Annotated in this window: 14 protein-coding genes; all 14 read right to left on the bottom strand. The window is 45.5% G+C overall.

What is annotated here, in order from left to right; translation table 11 throughout:
• Nucleotides 1-82: 82 nt before the first annotated feature.
• The 14 genes from pnpS to ACFSVM_RS05210 all read right to left on the bottom strand — a co-directional run bounded on the left by pnpS (nt 83) and on the right by ACFSVM_RS05210 (nt 17,327).
• On the bottom strand, nt 83-1,900 hold the full coding sequence (gene pnpS / locus ACFSVM_RS05275; RefSeq protein WP_379260763.1) for a two-component system histidine kinase PnpS: 1,818 nt from the start codon (nt 1,898-1,900) through the stop codon (nt 83-85).
• Between the two features lie 450 nt (nt 1,901-2,350).
• Entirely contained in the window at nt 2,351-3,217 is an 867-nt protein-coding gene (locus ACFSVM_RS05270) for an SDR family oxidoreductase (RefSeq protein ID WP_076311412.1), read from the bottom strand.
• 286 nt (nt 3,218-3,503) lie between these two features.
• On the bottom strand, nt 3,504-3,923 hold the full coding sequence (locus tag ACFSVM_RS05265; RefSeq protein WP_076311413.1) for a hypothetical protein: 420 nt from the start codon (nt 3,921-3,923) through the stop codon (nt 3,504-3,506).
• Nucleotides 3,924-4,136: 213 nt separating this feature from the next.
• Nucleotides 4,137-5,078, bottom strand: a complete 942-nt coding sequence (gene mdh / locus ACFSVM_RS05260) for a malate dehydrogenase (RefSeq protein ID WP_076311414.1) — start codon at nt 5,076-5,078, stop codon at nt 4,137-4,139.
• Nucleotides 5,079-5,093: 15 nt separating this feature from the next.
• A complete protein-coding gene (gene icd / locus ACFSVM_RS05255; RefSeq protein ID WP_076311415.1) occupies nt 5,094-6,389 on the bottom strand; it encodes an NADP-dependent isocitrate dehydrogenase in 1,296 nt (431 codons plus the stop codon).
• A 157-nt stretch (nt 6,390-6,546) separates the two neighbouring features.
• Nucleotides 6,547-7,659: a citrate synthase gene (gene citZ / locus ACFSVM_RS05250; RefSeq protein WP_076311416.1), complete on the bottom strand. Its 1,113-nt coding sequence runs from the start codon at nt 7,657-7,659 to the stop codon at nt 6,547-6,549.
• A gap of 340 nt (nt 7,660-7,999) precedes the next feature.
• Nucleotides 8,000-8,395 carry an FxsA family protein gene (locus ACFSVM_RS05245; RefSeq protein WP_076311417.1) on the bottom strand — a complete coding sequence of 132 codons (396 nt, stop codon included), beginning with the start codon at nt 8,393-8,395 and terminating at the stop codon, nt 8,000-8,002.
• 6 nt (nt 8,396-8,401) lie between these two features.
• Nucleotides 8,402-8,917 carry an acyl-CoA thioesterase gene (locus ACFSVM_RS05240; protein WP_076311418.1) on the bottom strand — a complete coding sequence of 172 codons (516 nt, stop codon included), beginning with the start codon at nt 8,915-8,917 and terminating at the stop codon, nt 8,402-8,404.
• Nucleotides 8,918-9,020: 103 nt separating this feature from the next.
• On the bottom strand, nt 9,021-10,439 hold the full coding sequence (gene pyk / locus ACFSVM_RS05235) for a pyruvate kinase (RefSeq protein WP_076311419.1): 1,419 nt from the start codon (nt 10,437-10,439) through the stop codon (nt 9,021-9,023).
• Nucleotides 10,440-10,539: 100 nt separating this feature from the next.
• Nucleotides 10,540-11,541, bottom strand: coding sequence for an acetyl-CoA carboxylase carboxyltransferase subunit alpha (locus tag ACFSVM_RS05230; protein WP_076311420.1), 1,002 nt, complete (start codon nt 11,539-11,541; stop codon nt 10,540-10,542).
• Nucleotide 11,542: 1 nt separating this feature from the next.
• Nucleotides 11,543-12,433, bottom strand: a complete 891-nt coding sequence (gene accD, locus ACFSVM_RS05225; RefSeq protein ID WP_047909927.1) for an acetyl-CoA carboxylase, carboxyltransferase subunit beta — start codon at nt 12,431-12,433, stop codon at nt 11,543-11,545.
• A 222-nt stretch (nt 12,434-12,655) separates the two neighbouring features.
• A complete protein-coding gene (locus tag ACFSVM_RS05220; protein ID WP_047909928.1) occupies nt 12,656-12,844 on the bottom strand; it encodes a hypothetical protein in 189 nt (62 codons plus the stop codon).
• Nucleotides 12,845-13,028: 184 nt separating this feature from the next.
• Nucleotides 13,029-13,514, bottom strand: coding sequence for a phosphatidylglycerophosphatase A family protein (locus ACFSVM_RS05215; protein WP_090723288.1), 486 nt, complete (start codon nt 13,512-13,514; stop codon nt 13,029-13,031).
• Nucleotides 13,515-13,724: 210 nt separating this feature from the next.
• Nucleotides 13,725-17,327 carry a DNA polymerase III subunit alpha gene (locus ACFSVM_RS05210; protein ID WP_076311421.1) on the bottom strand — a complete coding sequence of 1,201 codons (3,603 nt, stop codon included), beginning with the start codon at nt 17,325-17,327 and terminating at the stop codon, nt 13,725-13,727.
• Between the last annotated feature and the right edge of the window lie 21 nt (nt 17,328-17,348).

Raw genomic sequence — 17,348 nt, 5'->3', positions numbered from 1 at the left:
ATATCCCCTGCTTTCTTTATGTTAAATCTGCTCATATCATAGCACTCTTTTGTTATCGTTGTGTAAAAAGAAGTCCTGATGCTTAATCTTCCTCTGATTCTTCGACAGAATCCTGCAGCATAGGCAGAGTTACCGTGAATGTGGTTCCCGCTCCAAGCTCACTCTCGACGGCCAGTTGTCCATGATGCAGCTCCACCAGATGCTTCACAATGGAGAGACCAAGCCCTGTTCCTCCCGAATTCCGGGACCTGCCTTTGTCCACCCGATAAAAACGTTCGAATACGCGAGGCAGATCACTTTTTGGAATACCTATGCCTGTATCACTCACCTGGAAAATGACATTCTCCTCATCCTTGCTGATCTGTGCTGTAATCTTAACCCTGCCGCCATCCAGGGTATAATTGATTCCGTTGCTGACCAGATTCAAGAAGATTTGCTTCAATTTGTCCTCATCTGCTTCGATGAACAATTCTTCTGGCACATCCAGAATCAAGCGAATCTGCTTCTTCTCTGCCACATTACCGAGTGTTCCTGTTATCATTTCAAAAAAAGGCATAAGATGTACAGGTGAGCAGTCTAGTGTCGCTCGCTTTGATTCAATCTTGGACAGATCCAATATGTCACTAATTAATCGATTAAGTCTGTCCCCTTCATCATAGATAATCTGCAGGAAGGATCGCGTTGTTTCTTCATCTCTAACTCCCCCGCTAAGCAGCGTCTCCGCAAAACCCTTAACAGCGGCAACCGGCGTCTTCAGTTCATGAGATACATTCGCTACGAATTCACTGCGCATGTTCTCCAGCCTGCGAATGGCTGTAATATCCTGCAGCAGGAACAGCATTCCCCGATAACTTCCATCATTCTCATACATGGGTACACCGTCGATGCGAACGATAATTTCGTCCGGGCTGTAGATTCGCACTTCGTCATGCACTTTACTTCGCTGCAAAATGCTTGCCTCAACGATCTTTGTCAGTTCATAGTGACGTTTTAATTCATGATACGGCTTTCCGGTCACACGATCGGGATGAAGCCCCAGCATACGATGACTCTCTCTGTTTAATACCGCTATATTCTGATTCGCATCAATCATCAAAATACCGCCTGCCATGTTGGTCATGACACTTTGCACCAAATCTTCATTGTCTCGAATCAGCTTCAGCTGAGCCTGCAGGCTGTCAGCCATCCCATTAATAGCATTCCCGAGCTGTCCTATCTCATCGTTTCGTGCAAATTTGACCCTGGCATCATAATCAAGATTAGAAATCTGATTTGCTACTTTCGTTATATGCTCAATTGGCTGGGTCAAGCCTCTAGCTACTCTGTAGCAGACAATAGCCGCAAGGATAAATAGGGCAAGGAGAGTTAACCCCATTAAGTACCAGCCTCTTGCAAGTCCTTCATCAACTGAGTCCAAACTTAGGGAAAGTCGGATGTATCCATCAAAGTGATGGTCGGGGGATGTAACCGGCAGTGCAACATACAGCATTTTTTGTGACAGTGTATCACTCGTCCTGATGGAACGGCCGTAAGGTGAATCATGATTATTCGCAGTCTGTATCTCTTCACGATTAAGATGATTGTCCATCTGGTCAGCAGCATACTCCGAATCTCCAATAACTGTCCCATCTCTCAAGATGAACGTCGTCCGAGAATCGGTTAAGCGCTCCAGTAACTCGGCCTGCTGGGTATAATAGGCGACAACTTCGTCCTTGCCTAGTGAAGTGTCTTTAAAGTCAAATGTAGAATGAAGCAGATTGATCTCTCTTACCATATTTTCTTCTTGAGATTGGATATGAAGGTCTTTAAACACTTGACCCAAAGCCAATCCAGACGATAGTACAGACAGTCCAATCAGCAACATGATGATCAATGTGAGTCGGAATCGAAAATTTTTCATAAATGCTAATAATCATCCTTTGTATGAATCAATTGCATATTACCTTCCGTAAGACTAATTGATTCGTATAATAGTAATTAATCATGTGCATACAAAATCCATTGCTATTCATCGTTACGCTTATTTCCCGGGAAACATATGGCAGTAAAGGGAGCCGGCAAATGGTTATCAGCTGGTCTGACAGCATAACGCCTAATAATAAATGTTAGCTGCATGATGATAAACATGTATTTTTCAAAACCGGAAGTAAAGCGCAGTACAGTAACCTCATGCTGCAACAGATCCTCTCTGCGTAACTTATGTAAATTCATGTTTAGTTTTAATAGATCATATCATAGATTACTGGCTCATTTTCGTTCTTTATGTAAAATCTAATTGAATTTAAGAATTCAAAAAAAGCTCTGCACAGTTCGTATATACTGTACAGAGCTTTACGTATTAAACAACCTATTAACCGTTAACCACTTCGCCGCCGTTTACATGGATAACTTGACCTGTCACATAAGAAGAGTCGCTTGTTGCTAGGTAAACATAAGCAGGAGCCAGTTCTTCCGGCTGACCTGGACGCTTCATCGGCTGGGTCGCTCCAAACTCACTTACCTTTTGTTCATCAAAGGTAGCAGGGATCAGCGGGGTCCAGATAGGTCCTGGTGCCACTGCATTCACTCGGATTCCTTTGTCTGCCAAATGCATGGACAAGGAACGTGTGAAGGAAGTGATCGCTCCCTTCGTCGAGGAATAATCGATGAGAGTCGGATTGCCGCGATAAGCCGTAACCGAAGTCGTATTGATGATAGAGCTGCCGCCTTTTAGGTGAGGTAATGCAGCTCTGCTCAAGTAGAACATACTGAAGATATTGGTACGGAATGTCTTCTCGAGCTGCTCGTCCGTAATATCCTCAAAATTTTGCAGAGGATGCTGTTCAGCCGCATTATTGACTAATACATTCAGCTGTCCCAATTTCTCTACCGTTTGCTGCACTGCTTGCTGGCAGAAGGCAGGGTCACCTACATCCCCGGCGATCAGAATACACTTTCTACCTTCCTGCTCAATCTGGCGCTTCGTTTCCTCTGCATCACCGTGTTCATTCAAATACACGATGGCTACATCGGCACCTTCTTTGGCAAAAGTTACTGCCACAGCGCGGCCAATACCACTGTCACCGCCTGTGATAAGCGCAGTCTTTCCTGTGAGCTTCCCTGCTGCCTTGTATTGTTCCGATTCGAATTCGGGCCTAGGAAACATTTCCGATTCGATTCCCGGCTGCTGATTTTGATGCTGTGGAGGCAAAGTTTGATTCACTTGATTCTGTCCCATTGTTGATTTCTCCTTTCGAACGTCAATTATTCATTTCATTAACAGGTTTAGGATGGCTGTTCCTCTCCTCATTATTCCTAACGACTCGAATACAGCTCAGCAATAATATTTCATCCTATTTAATATGGTTTTACCCTCTCTTCCCAGAATCAAACAAATGGGACTCATTAAATCTCAGTTCTCAAATCTATAAAAAAAAACCATGTAAGCACAAAAAAGACAATGGTCGTCTGCTTCTAAGCAAATAACCATTGTCCCTGTTATTACATGATTATGTATCTTCATCTTACCAAGGATTAACCATAATCCACAGCATGACCAATAGGAGCACAGCCAGAATGATACTAAATGTGCGCAGCTTCCCTTTCTCACTGCTGATGTCTCTCTTCTCCTGAATACCTGCAATGCCAAGACGAAGAGATTTCCCCATAATACCTGCAATCGCCAGCATCGCGAGGAAAATAACCACAACAAGAATCATCCAGGAAACGCCATAATCTCCTTGAGACATAATATATCCGCCGGACAGCAATTGAATGATCAGGCCGTATTGAGCGATACGGTTAAATGTTCTTACAGCTGCAATACTGCCCTCTTGTGCAGGTACCGACAATTTGCTAATTGCGGCAACAACAAAAGGAAGCAACAGATAGAAGCCAACCGAAACAGCCCCCAGAATGTGTACAAAATACATGATAGCACCCATATTCGTTGATCTCTCCTTTCTTCGAATTAATAACAATATCCTCATATTACCCGTTTAAATAATGCTGTAATCAGTCTATTCCCATAAGGAATATATACAGGTAATACTCTTTCAAATTATACTTGATCGGCGTGGATAAAGAAAAGGAAACCCTCAAATAATTAAAGGGTTTCCTATCATAATTCACGAATTTTTCATATTCAACATCTGAAATCAGATATTGATCACAGAGATTACATTGCGTACGGAATCTGCTGATTGATCCAGTGCTGCCTTCTCATCACCAGTAAGTTCGAGCTCAAATATCTTCTCTATTCCACTGCCACCAAGAATAGTGGGTACACCAAGGAATAGATCATTGTATCCGTACTCTCCCTCGAGGTATGCAATGACAGGAATAATTCGTTTCTTGTCCTTCAAGATTGCCTCCGTCATCTGCACAAGGGAAGCCGCTGGTGCATAATATGCGCTCCCGTTTCCTAAGAGGTTCACAATCTCACCGCCGCCCACACGAGTCCGCTTAACGATGGCTTCAATACGATCCTGAGGAATCAGCGTATCAATGGGAATCCCACCCACGCTGGAGTAACGCACAAGTGGAACCATATCATCACCATGACCACCGAGTACAAAGCCACGGACATCTTCAACAGATACATTCAGCTCTTGAGCAATGAACGTACAATAACGAGCTGTGTCCAGAACCCCGGATTGACCAATAACTCGATTCTTTGGAAAGCCCAGTGTCTGGAAAGCAGCATAGGTCATTGCATCCACCGGATTACTTAAGATGATCACGATGGAATCAGGACAATACTTTTTAATATTCTCACAGACGGATTTGACAATGCCTGCGTTCGTGTTCACGAGATCATCACGGCTCATTCCCGGTTTACGGGCAATTCCGGCTGTGATAATCACGATATCCGAACCTTCGGCATCCTCGTAGTTGGATGTACCGGTTATTTTACTGTCAAATCCTTGAACAGGACTTGCTTCCAGCATATCAAGCGCTTTACCCTTAGTTGGATTCTCAAGCTGGGGAATATCGATAAGCACAACGTCGCCAAGCTCTTTTTGAGCCAACATAAGTGCCGTTGTCGCACCGGTAAAACCGGCGCCGACTACGGTAATCTTTTTACGCTGAATGGTCACAGTATCCGCTCTCCTCTACAGGTTTTTGATAATCTCGTCAGCGAACTCAGAGCATTTAACTTCTGTAGCGCCTTCCATTAGGCGAGCAAAGTCATAGGTTACTGTCTTATTATTGATGGAAGTTTCCATCCCTTTGTAGATCAGATCAGCTGCTTCCTGCCAGCCCAAATGCTCAAGAAGCATAACGCCGGACAAAATAACAGATCCCGGATTAACTACGTCTTTATCAGCATATTTCGGAGCTGTACCATGCGTCGCTTCGAAGATGGCATGACCTGTTACATAGTTAATGTTCGCGCCTGGAGCAATACCGATTCCGCCAACTTGTGCAGCCAGTGCATCGGACAGATAGTCACCGTTTAGGTTCAGTGTTGCAATGACATCAAATTCTGCAGGACGAGTCAATACTTGCTGAAGAGCAATGTCGGCGATTGCATCCTTAACAATGATTTTGCCAGCATCTTCAGCAGCTTTTTGAGCGGCATTCGCTGCATCTGTACCTTCTTTTTCTTTGATTTCATCGTATTGTGCCCAAGTGAACACTTTATCGCCGAATTCAGCTTCTGCTACTTCATAACCCCAGTTCTTAAAGGCACCCTCAGTGAACTTCATAATGTTGCCTTTATGAACCAGCGTTACACTCTTGCGTCCATGATTGATTGCATATTCAACTGCCGCACGTACTAGACGCTTGGATCCTTCAGAGGATACAGGCTTAATACCGATACCGGATGTTTCAGGGAAACGGATCTTGTTCGCGCCCATCTCCTGCTGCAGGAACTGAATGACTTTCTTCACTTCTTCAGATCCTTCTTTGTACTCGATTCCTGCATAGATGTCTTCTGTGTTCTCACGGAAGATAACCATGTCTACCAAATCAGGGCGCTTAACCGGAGAAGGCACACCGTCGAAATAACGTACAGGACGCAAGCACACATACAGATCCAGCTCTTGACGAAGAGCTACGTTCAGGGAACGAATTCCACCGCCAATTGGAGTTGTAAGTGGACCTTTAATAGCTACGATATATTCACGGATCGCTTCCAGCGTATCAGCCGGCAGCCACTCTCCGTATGTATTGAATGCTTTTTCACCAGCAAACACTTCGTACCAGGCGATCTGCTTCTCACCGTTATATGCCTTCTCTACTGCTGCATCCAGAACGCGCTTCGATGCCTTCCAGATGTCACGGCCTGTCCCGTCACCCTCAATGAAAGGAATGATTGGGTTGTTAGGTACTTGAAGTGAACCATTATCAATTGTAATTTTTTCGCCCTCAGTAGGTAGTGCGAATTTTTCAAAGTTCGGCATTGTTAATATCCTCCTTATTATTTAGCGGGTAGTATTAGATATGCTGACAAGCATGGCAGTGCCTTGGGTAATCAAGAGCGCCTCTCCTGTTACCCAAGGATGCTATGATTCTATTATACATATTTCTTCATTAAAATCCCTAGAGAGCCTATCAAAATTATCGATTTTCGATCGAGATGTACTTTTGGGTTGTCGGCCCTGTATATTCAGCGCGTGGACGAATAATACGGTTATCCGCCAGCTGTTCGAGAATATGCGCTGTCCATCCAGATACACGGCTAATGGCGAAGATCGGAGTAAACAGATCTCTTTGAATACCAAGCTGTGTATAAACCGATGCAGAATAGAAATCTACATTCGGTCTCAATCCTTTTTGACCCGTGATCAGTTCTTCGATCCGAACAGACATCTCATACAGCTCTGTATTTTCATTCTGCTCACCCAGTTCACGAGACATCTTCTGCAGGTGCTTTGCACGAGGATCTCCGTTCTTGTACACGCGGTGTCCAAAGCCCATAATCTTCTCACGATTATCCAGCTTCTGCTGAATGTAGGCTTCCAGGTTCTCTTTGGAACCGATTTCATTCAGCATCTTCATAACAGCTTCATTCGCACCGCCATGTAAAGGACCCTTAAGCGCACCAATCGCAGAAGTAACTCCGGAGTAGATGTCAGAAAGGGTAGCTACGGTTACACGGGCAGCAAAAGTGGAAGCGTTCAGCTCATGATCTGCATGAAGTACCAGCGCTTGATCAAGTGCTTTGACTGCAGTTTCACTCGGCTCTTCCCCTGTAAGCATATACAGGAAGTTCTCGGCGATGGATACCCCTTGTTTAGGTGCAATCGGCTCCTTGCCTTCCCGAATACGAGAAATGGCTGCAACAATCGTTGGCAGCTGCGCTTGCAGCTTCACTGCCTTATTCTCATTCGCTTCCTGAGAGTCGTCTTCTGCCTGCGCATCATACAGCCCAAGTGCAGACACCGCAGAACGCAAAGCCGCCATTGTATTCAGATCTCGCGGATAGAGTTTGATCTGAGCAATCAGTTCATCGGGAATCGGTGCATATTCACTGAAGCTCTTATTCAATTGATCAAGCTCCGCCTTGTTAGGGAGCTTGCCGAACCACAGCAAGTAAGCAACTTCTTCAAAGCAAGCGTTCGCAGCGAGGTCATCGATATCATAACCGCGATATGTAAGAACGCCGTCAACGATGGAACTGATTGAGGAAGTTGCTGCAACGATACCTTCGAGGCCTTTAGTAGCTGTCATCTTTAACATCTCTCCTTTTTATCAAAAATTAACAACATCTGGAATGAAAACATTTACATTATTGAAGATTAAAATTTCACTTAACGGTACATCCACGAAACATCACTGGAATCAGACACGCTGTGTAAACACCTTTCTTGAATTATCATACTGGATTTTGTCGCTCCTGTGAACATTTTGGAGATGGATTTGGATATCAAAGTTTTTTTTCAACACCATAAAGCATTTTTTGTAATCACTTTCATTGACATATCAGGAATGTTGTGACCCAGTCTTATATAGCGATAAGTTCGAACGTAAAAAAAAGCAGAAAGAAGCAATTGCTTCTCTCCGCCCTTCCTTAAAAACGTTTATAGAACGTAATTTTTCCGTCTTTCATCTTCTTCTCGATCCATTTCAGCAGAAACAGACGGTATATGGGTCTTGTTAGCGGAAATACGAGGGTAAATCCGATAATATCTGTTACAAATCCAGGTATGATTAACAGGCTGCCACCCAAAAACACGCATAATCCATCCAGCATCTTGCGACCTGGTACCAGGCCGTTTTGCATTTCATTACGTGTATCCTGAAGAACCTTCCGCCCCTCGAATTGCATCATTGCCATCCCGATAATGGAGGTAACCAGAATGAGTAGTAAAGTATATCCTGCTCCTATTTGTTCGCTTACCCATATGAACCCGAACAGTTCCACTGCAGGAATGAGCAGCAGAAGTGCCCACTTCCAGTTTCGCATGTACGGTTACTCCCTTCCAACAGACAGAGCTCTCTTTAAAGCATCGTACAGGTTTGGAACGCATTTATCAAGTCTGACAGGCTTGAAGTCTGCATTTACCCACACATGCTGCGTCGATCCTGTGACAAGCAGCTCGCCAGGCAAATCCTCGGTATTTGATACGACCTCTCTGTTATCCGGCTGTGTCTGGACTTCTGCATCTCTTTCTTCTCTTCGTACTTCATATTCGTAATGAAGGCGGATACTGCTAAAATTATTTATACGCGTCCACACCGTAATATAGTCATCATACTTCGCAGGCAGCTTATACTTCAGGTCAAGCCCAATTACAGGCAGCAGAACCCCCTGCTCCTCCATACTCCGGTAACTAAATCCAAGAGTTCGGATCATTTCGGTTCTGCCGATTTCAAACCAGTTCACATAATTCGCATGGTAAACGACACCCATTTGATCACTTTCCTGATAACGCACTCTGAACCGTGTTCCATACCAGGCTGTTCGTTCTATCTGCTGGGCTTTCATGCTTCTGCACCTTCCCTCCTGGAAAAACTGTGAAAAAAGCAATGAGACGATAAGTGTCTCATTGCTTCTTTACAAATTCTATATTCTTAATTCTTCAGGAACCTTAGTGGATATGGTCGATTTTGATAAGGTTCGTGGATCCCGAGCGGCCAAGAGGAACTCCCGCTGTGATAACGACCAGATCTCCATCTTGAACGATTCCTGATTTTTTGCCGCCAACGACTGCGTTTTCAAACAGTCCGTCAGTCGTATCGCAAGGCACGCCTTTGACAGGTGTTACGCCCCAAGTCAATGCGAGTCTACGCATTGTACGATCTTCGTTCGTTACAGCAACGATCGGAGCTTCTGGACGATATTTGGAAACCATTCGAGCTGTATATCCGGACTCCGTAGAAGTAAGAATTGCTTTGGCATGCAGCTCGTATGCACTGATTGCAACCGATTGACTGATCGCTTCAGTAACCGTTGTTTCTTGAGCAATTCGTTGTTTCTTGTAAAGTTCACGGTAGTTAAGTGCAGACTCTGCTTTTTCAGCAATACGAGCCATTGTCAGCACAGATTCTACAGGGTATTTACCTGCAGCTGTTTCTCCGGACAGCATAATTGCATCAGTTCCATCGAAAATGGCATTTGCAACGTCACTTGCTTCCGCACGTGTAGGGCGCGGGTTACGCTGCATGGAATCCAGCATTTGAGTCGCTGTAATAACCGGTTTGCCGGCAATATTACATTTTTCGATCATACGTTTTTGTACGACCGGTACATCTTCTGCTGGAATTTCAACACCAAGATCACCGCGTGCAACCATCAGGCCGTCAGATACTTCAAGGATCTCATCCAAGTTATCTACGCCTTCTTGGTTTTCAATTTTAGAAATAATATGAATGTGTCCTGCATTATGCTTCTCAAGCAGTTCACGAATTTCTAATACGTCACTTGCTTTACGAACGAAGGAAGCCGCAATAAAATCGATGCCTTGTTCGATTCCAAAAATGATATCGTTGGCGTCTTTTTCGGTAATACCAGGGAGAGAAATCGCAACACCAGGAACGTTAACACCTTTCTTGCTCTTAATGGTGCCGCCGTTTACGATACGGCATTTAATTTCCGTTCCGCTAACTTCCTCAACCGTGAGTCCGATCAGACCATCGTCAATCAAAATCGTTGATCCTGGAGATACATCGCCTGGCAATTCTTTGTATGTGATAGACAAACGGTCTTTATTGCCAAGGATTTCTTCCGTTGTCAGGGTAATGTACTCGTCTTGAACCAACTCGATAGGCTCGACTTCAAGTTTACCGGTACGGATCTCAGGACCTTTCGTATCCAGCAGGATCGCAACGGACTTGTTCAGCTCGTCACTCGCTGCACGAATCGTTTTGATACGTCCGCCGTGCTCCTCAAAGTCACCATGGGAGAAGTTCAAGCGTGCTACGTTCATACCCGCCATAATCAATTTTTTTGTGTTTTCCAACGACTCACTGGAAGGACCAATAGTACATACAATTTTAGTTTTGCGCATTTTTCTAGTTTCCTCCGTTTTCAAAATCTCTCTTTATATATCTTTTCCAACAATTAAATCTACTACAAAATTCGCCTTTTGTATAGGAACTTTGTCATATTTAATCTTTAATTAACGAAGAATCTTCTAGCACTGTTTCCTTAGCTGTATTTTCCTGGAATTTACCTATTTTACGGAATTTCTGATAGCGATCCTGACGAAGAGCCTCTCCGTCCATCTGCAGCAGTTCATTAAGATGCTTCTCCAGCGCTTCCTTAATCGATGCTGCTGTCGCTACGTAGTCCCGATGAGAACCGCCACGCGGCTCGGGAACGATATCCTCGATGACTTCCATCTCTTTCAGATCCTGTGCTGTAATCTTCATGGCTTCAGCAGCCTGATCTGCTTTGGATGCATCCTTCCACAGAATCGAAGCCGCACCATTTGGAGAGATAACCGAGTAAATTGCATGCTCTAGCATTAACACCCGATTGCCGACCGCCATCGCAAGAGCACCACCGCTTCCTCCTTCTCCAATGATGACGCATAGCACAGGCACAGAGAGCTTGGCCATCTCAAGAAGATTACGGGCAATAGCTTCGGACTGACCACGTTCCTCCGCTGTTTTGCCCGGATATGCCCCTTTCGTATCTATGAAAGTAATAATAGGCCTGCCAAACTTATTAGCCTGATGCATTAAACGGAGCGCTTTACGGAACCCTTCCGGGTGCGGACTCCCAAAAAAACGTGCAATATTATCTTTTGTATCTTTGCCTCGCTGCTGCCCGATCACAGTAACAGGACGTCCGTTTAGCTTGGCAAGTCCTCCGACCACGGCCAGATCATCACCAAACTGACGATCTCCATGAAGCTCCATAAAGTCCGTAAAGATGAGTGATATCAGGTCCAGCGAAGTCGGACGCTGCTGATGTCTTGCCAAATGCATTTTCTGAGGAGCTGTAATCGATGAGTAAATCTCCTCTTCCAATTTGGTATACCGCTCTTCCAGACGAGCCACTTCCTCCGCAAAATCGATGCCTTTTTCGATACCGAATTGCTGAAGCTCTTCAATTTTTTTGCGCATCTCAATAAGAGGCGCTTCATATGGCAACTCTCCCGCCAATTTAGACCTCTCCTTTCGCGCTGTGCATGTCCAGCAGTTTAGCCAGCGTATTCCGTAATTCCTTGCGGTTTACGACCATATCCAGCTGTCCATGCTGCAAATTGAATTCAGCGGTCTGAAAGTCATCAGGAAGCTTCTGGCGAATGGTCTGTTCAATAACAATTCGGCCTGCAAACCCGAATATTGCTCCCGGTTCCGCAATATTAATATCTCCGAGCATAGCAAAGCTGGCGGAAACGCCGCCTGTCGTCGGATCGGTTATAACGGATATGAACAATCCACCCTGTTCATCATGCCTGGACAGAGCACTGCTCGTCTTCGCCATTTGCATCAGACTCAGTATGCTCTCCTGCATACGGGCTCCACCTGAGGTGGAAAAAATAAGGATAGGAACCTTCTTCTCCGTGGCTTTCTCTATGGCGCGCGTAATTTTCTCGCCGACAACCGAGCCCATGCTGCCTGTAAAAAAGTCAAAGCTCATAACAGCAACGACCACCGGATGACCATCAATCGTACCTTCGCCTGTAACGACGGCATCCTTCAGACCCGATTTCATCGTTTGCTGCTCCAGCTTAGATTTATAGCCCGGAAAATCCAGGGGATCCACGGATACCATATCCGCGTCATACTCAATAAATCCTTCATCAAGCGTCATCTCAATACGCTCTCTTGCATTTAGACGCATATGATGACCGCATGACGGACAAACTTTCAAATTCTTCTCAAGTTCCTTGCTGTATTGTATCGTGCCGCATTTGCTGCACTTATTCATGAGTCCCTCTGGAATCTCACGACGCGGTCGCTCTTCACCTTCAGGATTATCTGTGCGCTGTGCACGATCTGAAGGAATGGTCGCGTACTTCCGTTTTTTCTGGAAAATATCTTTGAACACAACTACACCTCTTCAGCCGTAAATTTGTGGCCCATGCAGTCAATTTGTATGATCGACATTGCATAATAAAGTTAACATGAGCAGCTATAAAATGTGCCCTATAAGCAAAAAAAGAGAAGTATGACACATGTGGGGAGTCGCTTCACTCTTTGTATCCGTAACCCTTGTCCAATTTAGAAGCAGGTCCTAAAAATAATGAATAGAATTCCACCGCCTTCAGTATTATGAATGCAGAATGGAATTCAACACTTCCTGAACCTCTTCCAATTCTCCGGAGGGTACAAGAATTTCGTACTGTTGCTTGGATAAGCTGATGGGACGGGCCTGTACCAAAAATCCTTCTTCCTCAAGCCGATTTGTAATTCTGTCAGCAATCTTTGCCGTCGGTGCAATATATATCACCGTCCACATGCCATTGTACGCCCCCTAAGCCTCATGTTCAAAGCCCGTATAATGGGTTAATGATAACATAACTGACTTTTTTTCCGCAAGGAAAGGAAAGGAAGGCATGGGACGATTATAACCAGAATGTTCCTTCATTACATATTACTGTAGCATTCGTTATATCCATATTAGCAGAATATAAACCTTCCTATTACAGCGGATAGACCTTCGCATTCGTGTTCTGATGCGCAATTCTAGCCGATGCAGCTGCTGCAAGGCCCGCCACCAAATCATCCAGGAATACATGAATACCCGCATTTTTGTCATTCAGCTTCTTAATGATTCCGGTCTTTTCCTTGTCTAAATATCCAAAGCTTGTAAGCCCTATCATACCATATACACTGGTAATTCCAAGTGCAAGAGTCTCGTCCACACCATACAGCGGCTCATCCGCCTCCATCAAAGCCTGAAGGGGCTGTGGCAGCAGATTTTGTTCGGCCAGCTCATCCAGTGCTACACCCGTGTATAACGTATACTGTACCTCACGCTTGGCAAGAACAGCCCGTACGCTTGTAACACACTCTTCTTCCAATAAGTCTGGATGAAACTTTTTTTGAAGATCATAGACTATTTTGGCGATGGATTCAACGCTCACACCCCTGCGTTTCAGCATCGCTTCCGCAATTTCATATGACATCCGCTGATTCCCCCATCCTTCGAAACTAGGAATTCCACATAAACTAAGGTATTCGCTTCGAGACTCAAAGCCCACTATTATACCCTCGGCTGCATCAATTCACAGCAACCATCGATACTATAGGGTGTTCCTAAGTGTATGCGCCAGCTTCAAAAATAGTTCGTAAAATGTGCTCATGCACATCACGGATACCACATGAAATTACGTTCATTATTTCACGATAACCGTATCCTCCCCGAGCATTTGTTCCATAAGGTGAATCAGTTCAGGAGAGGGTTTAATTCGATAACTGTCGCTTAATGCCCGATACTCCCTAGTTTCTTCATAAAAAAGAATCGTGGCTACATTTCCCGGATGTTCCTGTAACAAGACCTTAAGCTTAGTAAGCATCCCGGACTTCTCTATGTCAGGTTTGATCTTGATGAATACTCGCTGCTCGAACCTGGCGGGCTTTCTATCTGTTACAGCCCCTTGGCGTTCTGACTTATTTTGTACCCGTCCACTGTTAGGCAGAGAAGGAGAACGACTAACTTTGCCGGATTTAGGCGTTGAAGCTTCTCCTGAGCTTCCCCGTTCTTTACCTCCGCTCCCTCTGTTACGCTGCAGCATCATACGCTGTAACTTGTCTGCACGAAGCTCATCCACCTCATCGGCAAGCAGCTTGAAGCCTTCATCCTGAAGCTGAACTTTGGCCCGGAGAGCAATCAATTGACCTTTTGCAGCCAAGTTCTGACTTCTTCTCCATACTTCCGGAAACAATACCACTTCCGTTCGTTCGATCTGATCCTCCAGTTCCATGAAGGCCATCGCTTTCCCTTGCTTCGTTGTAATCGATTTGACGGAAACAACCATTCCGGCCGTAACAATCTGTGCATGCTCTGGTGCATCATGAAGCTCCATCAGCTTATCCGCTTCAAGCTCCTCCAGAACTTCCGTGAAATCATCCAGCGGGTGACCGGATAGGTATAATCCAAGCAGCTCACGTTCTAATTCCAGCTGCTGTGTAATCGTGTACTTAGGTATATCCGGGTATTCGATTTCCCAATTCGGGGTCTCCACAAAATCAAACAACTGGATCTGCAGATCCTCTCTCTCTTTGCGCCACTTCGTGGCCGCTTCCACCACTTCATCAAGCATGGCGAACAGCTGCGCACGGTGACCAGGCAGTGTGTCGAAAGCCCCGGCCTGAATAAGAGATTCTATAACCCGCTTGTTGCAGACTCTTAAGTCCACTCTTCTGCAGAAATCGAGCAGGCTCTCGAACGGTCCTTTGGCCCGCTCTGTAATAATGCTGTCTACGGCCTGTGTACCTACATTTTTAATGGCAGCCAGACCAAAACGAATGCCCGTCTCACCACCGCCAGGAGTAAACAGTATTCCGCTCTCATTCACATCGGGTGGCAGTACAGGAATATTCATCCGTCTGCATTCGACAACATACTCCGCTACTTTTCGATGATTTCCCATGACCGCTGTCAGCATCGAAGCCATAAATTCGACAGGATAATGGGTCTTCAGATACGCCGTCTGGAAGGCCAATACTCCATACGCAGCAGCATGCGCCCGAGGGAAGCCGTAATTGGCAAACCGTACAATCATATCGTATACAGCTTCAGCATCCTCGCTGCTATAACCCTGATTCAGGCTCCCTTTTACAAAATGCTCTCTCTCTTTATCAAGTACTTCCCGCTTCTTCTTCGATACCGCCCTGCGGAGCAGATCAGCTTCTCCAAGAGAAAAACCTGCCATTAGAGAAGCAATCTGCATAATCTGCTCCTGATACACGATGATACCGTAGGTGTCCTCCAGTATTGGAGCGAGATCAGCATGCGGATACTCGACCTTGATCTCCCCATGCTTTCCTTGAATATACTTAGGAATGAAATCCATTGGACCCGGACGATATAAAGCAACCACAGAGATAATATCTTCAAATACGGAAGGCTTCAAATCCTTCAGTACTCTTCTGATTCCTGCTGACTCCAGCTGGAATATACCTGTCGTATCTCCGGAACCGAGCATCTCATAGGTCAGCGGATCGTCATCAGGGACCGTTTTGAAATCTGGAACTTGCTTCTGCTGATCCTGAATCCAACGCATACAGCGTTCAATGATGGAGAGAGTCCTCAAACCGAGGAAGTCCATCTTGAGCAGTCCGATGGCTTCCAGATTCTCCATGGAATACTGAGTAAGTGCGGTGCCTTCACTGCCTTCCTGGAGCGGCACTACATCGGTCAGCGGGTCTTTGGATATAACCACACCTGCCGCATGCGTAGAAGCATGCCTTGGCATGCCTTCGACCTTTTTGGCCATCGTGAGCAGCTCTTTTGTTTTGGCTTTGGTATCATGCAATGCTCTGAGCTCGTCGCTCATCTCCAGAGCTTTGGTGATATTCATCCCAACTTGCCCGGGAATGAGCTTGGCAGCCTTGTCCACTTCTCCATATGGAATATTAAGCACTCTTCCTACATCTCGAACGGCTGCACGCGCAGCAAGCGTACCAAAAGTAATGATCTGTGCGACATGCTCGCGTCCGTATTTTGAAGCGACATATTCAATCACTTCATCCCTGCGTTCATCACTGAAATCAATATCGATATCCGGCATGGTTACTCGCTCAGGATTGAGAAACCGCTCAAACAAAAGCCTATATTTAATCGGATCTACATTTGTAATATTCAGCACATACGCAACAAGACTTCCCGCGGAAGAGCCACGTCCTGGTCCGGTTGCTATTCCCTCTCTATGAGCATAAGCAATGAAATCCCATACGATGAGGAAATAATCAGAGAAGCCCATCTTATCGATGACAGACAGCTCGTAATCCAGTCGATTATACAGCTCGGATCTCTGCTCATCATGATGCCAGTTATCCGTATCCTTGTAGCGTTCCTCCAGCCCCTTCAGGCAGAGCTCGCGCAAATACTGTCCAGGCGTCAGATGCTCAGGGATTGGCCGATATTCAGGCAAAATGGAATGTCCAAATTCCAGATCAAGCTGAATGCTGTCAGCAATCTTAAGCGTATTCTCTACCGCCTCTCTCACATGAGGAAAAAGACGCGCCATCTCGTCGCCGCTCTTCAAGTATAGCTGGCTTGAGGGAATCTTAAGCCGTTCCTCATCCTCCACTGTTTTGCCCGTACCAATGCATATGAGTACATCCTGCACCTCGGCATCCTCTTGAGACAAATAGTGCACATCATTCGTTGCTACAAGCGGTATGGACAATTCTGCGGCAAGCTCAATCAGCTGAGGATTCACTCGCTTCTGCTCTGCCAGACCATGATCTTGAAGCTCAAGATAGTATCGGTCTCCAAAGATCTGTTTGTGCCTCATGGCTGCATTTTTGGCTTCGTCATATCGTCCCATTAGAAGATGCTGTGGAATTTCTCCACCGAGACACGCACTAAGGCATATTAATCCTTCGTTGTACTTCGCAAGGCTCTCCATATCGATTCGCGGCTTATAGTGGAAGCCTTCCAAATGGCCAATGGAGCACAGCCTCATCAGATTTTGATATCCGGTCATGTTCTGCGCCAGCAATATAAGATGATAAATCGGCTGATCTTTACGGCTGCCGCGCTCATGCCTAGAGCCTGCTGTAATATACACTTCACAGCCGATAATCGGCTTAATTCCCCTTGCTTCACATGCTCTATAAAAAGGGATGGCTCCATACATAACCCCATGATCCGTCAGAGCCAGAGCCTCCATCCCGTATCCTGCTGCTGTGTCCACGAGCTCTGCAATTCGCGCCGCACCATCTAGCAGGCTGTATTCACTGTGAACATGCAGATGCACAAATGAACTCATGCGTCATTTCTTCCTCTCTAC

The organism is Paenibacillus shunpengii, from assembly GCF_042684905.1.
GTDB lineage: Bacteria > Bacillota > Bacilli > Paenibacillales > Paenibacillaceae > Paenibacillus > Paenibacillus shunpengii.
Note: the sequence above shows the minus strand (reverse complement) of the source record. Positions and strands in the feature narration are given on the sequence as shown.

Excerpts from the sequence above, each read along its gene's own strand:
- citZ (WP_076311416.1), bottom strand. The coding sequence starts at position 7,659 with ATGACAGCTACTAAAGGCCTCGAAGGTATCGTTGCAGCAACTTCCTCA.
- ACFSVM_RS05265 (WP_076311413.1), bottom strand. The coding sequence starts at position 3,923 with ATGGGTGCTATCATGTATTTTGTACACATTCTGGGGGCTGTTTCGGTT.
- pyk (WP_076311419.1), bottom strand. The coding sequence starts at position 10,439 with ATGCGCAAAACTAAAATTGTATGTACTATTGGTCCTTCCAGTGAGTCG.
- ACFSVM_RS05210 (WP_076311421.1), bottom strand. The coding sequence starts at position 17,327 with ATGAGTTCATTTGTGCATCTGCATGTTCACAGTGAATACAGCCTGCTA.
- ACFSVM_RS05240 (WP_076311418.1), bottom strand. The coding sequence starts at position 8,917 with ATGAAAGCCCAGCAGATAGAACGAACAGCCTGGTATGGAACACGGTTC.
- ACFSVM_RS05245 (WP_076311417.1), bottom strand. The coding sequence starts at position 8,395 with ATGCGAAACTGGAAGTGGGCACTTCTGCTGCTCATTCCTGCAGTGGAA.
- ACFSVM_RS05215 (WP_090723288.1), bottom strand. The coding sequence starts at position 13,514 with ATGTCATATGAAATTGCGGAAGCGATGCTGAAACGCAGGGGTGTGAGC.
- ACFSVM_RS05270 (WP_076311412.1), bottom strand. The coding sequence starts at position 3,217 with ATGGGACAGAATCAAGTGAATCAAACTTTGCCTCCACAGCATCAAAAT.
- pnpS (WP_379260763.1), bottom strand. The coding sequence starts at position 1,900 with ATGAAAAATTTTCGATTCCGACTCACATTGATCATCATGTTGCTGATT.
- icd (WP_076311415.1), bottom strand. The coding sequence starts at position 6,389 with ATGCCGAACTTTGAAAAATTCGCACTACCTACTGAGGGCGAAAAAATT.
- ACFSVM_RS05220 (WP_047909928.1), bottom strand. The coding sequence starts at position 12,844 with ATGTGGACGGTGATATATATTGCACCGACGGCAAAGATTGCTGACAGA.